Annotated in this window: 1 protein-coding gene and 1 pseudogene; both read right to left on the reverse strand. The window is 39.4% G+C overall.

The features are described from left to right. A pseudogene (locus tag BLS49_RS24410) lies at positions 1-703 on the reverse strand (polymorphic toxin-type HINT domain-containing protein); the annotation flags it as partial. A 622-nt stretch (positions 704-1,325) separates the two neighbouring features. Next, a partial coding sequence (locus tag BLS49_RS24955) for an RHS repeat domain-containing protein (protein ID WP_175471534.1) occupies positions 1,326-1,883 on the reverse strand: 558 nt, incomplete at its 5' end.

The raw sequence follows: 1,883 nt of genomic DNA on the forward strand, positions 1-1,883 counted from the left end.
CCATCGTACTATCATAGACACGAGTCAGTGCAAAATCCATCCCGTTCGCACCTTTAACAAATAAGTCGGTCACCTTGATTTGTAATGATCCGTCAACGGTGGAAATTTGATCTTGCACTGAACCAACACCATACGGTGCTTGATCGATTCGAAGCGGCTGACGCTTTAGAGCCACATCGTCGTATCCCATCCCTGAAGCCGCGCCCTGCATCAGACGACCATAAACATTTTTCGTAACAGAAGACGGAGACACCTCTTGGGCTACGATGTCCGGGAGCAAACTATCATATACTGCATTTGTTACTGCTAGGGACTGCTTGTTAAAAGCTGTGAGGGGATCGAGAGGGAGGTCAGGATACAGCCGATCCATATAGATTTGGTATTCCCCGCCTTTTTCTTGAAACAGAAGGCCTTGATAAATATCGCTGAGCTTGTATCCTTTCACTAATTCTGCTGTGACCCAAGAACGATCAACTACGAAACGGTCTGCAACAGAGGAGATGGTGATAATGTCATCAGGATCTAGCGAAGCAGACAAATTAATGAATAGCTCATCATAGACACTTGAAGTAACCGATGAAATGCTGGAGGTTGGCGAACCAGTTTCCGAGGCCGTCTTCTCTTCAGCGAACACATACCCAACGCTTAGAACTTCTATAAGAAATATATTCATGGCCAAGCACAACGAGATCCATTTCTTCATTTGAAATTAGCTCCTTTAAAAATAGTTAAAAACACTTTTTGATTTACTAACACCTAATGTAATAAAAATTGATCAGCTTAACATCGTTGAATTTATGATGGATGGTAAGGAAAGGTAATAATAATGTCATAAGAACGTTTTACGTAGAAAATTCGATTATACTCTGTTTTTTGTTCATTCATATTTTCGATAACTACTTTTAATCTATACATGGTAGGTTCATATATAGCCTTATTCCAGGTGATTTAATCTCTACCCTATAGCCTGAGTTCTTGTTGGAATACTCAGGATATAAATTATAGACATCATTCCGTAACTGATTAATTGAGCTTGTCAATGGTAATTGTAGTTGATCATTAATATAAACCTCCACTTTCTTCATTTTATTCATTTCTAAATGCCAGCCAGTAATCTTCGCCAGCGTCCCGTTAGGGTTCATCTCCCGTTTGAATCGATAAAGTCTATCAAACCGTACGTGTTTGACCGATATTTAATTTTTTCTGTAGCTAAATCGAACGAGAACTTCTCCGCCAATGTAGCTCCATCTTGAGTTATTCGGTCTGAATCTCGTATTCCATGCCCGTACTTTTCCAGTTATACAAAGGACTACTGGGTTGAGAAGTTATTCGCCTTCTATAGTTTCTACATTTGTCAAATTCCCATTATTATCATAATAATAATGGATCTCTCTACCACTAGCATCTTGAATGCTCTTCAAGCGATTCGTAACAGGATCATAATAATATTTCACAAGGTTCCCAAAAGATAATGTATAGGAATCTGGTCCAAAGTCCACCGCTTCTTTTCCCGAGATAACAATGAAATATTGGGTGTTCCGTTTTACATTAAAAGATACTTTGTCCTTTTGACCCGAGAGATTGTAAGAACCTGCAACCCATTTCGACCAGCTCGCCGTTTCAAATACATCAATATCGTAATTCTTCTCTGAAGGCGAAGTCAGAGTCACAGTAAAATTACCTTCTACTTTAGAAGTAAATAAATAAACATCTTTATCGTTTGAAATCGATATATATGACTCATAAACCTTTCCGGGTTTCACAGGTACGGCTTGTTCAAAAGTTCCGTTCGGTTCATTCGTGTCAAGTAGTATTCGGCCTAACGATAAGGTGTACGGATCTGGGCCAAATTCAGTCGCATTTGCTCCATACACGACGATGTA

The sequence above is a fragment of the Fontibacillus panacisegetis genome (assembly GCF_900102215.1).
Taxonomy (GTDB): Bacteria; Bacillota; Bacilli; order Paenibacillales; family Paenibacillaceae; genus Fontibacillus; species Fontibacillus panacisegetis.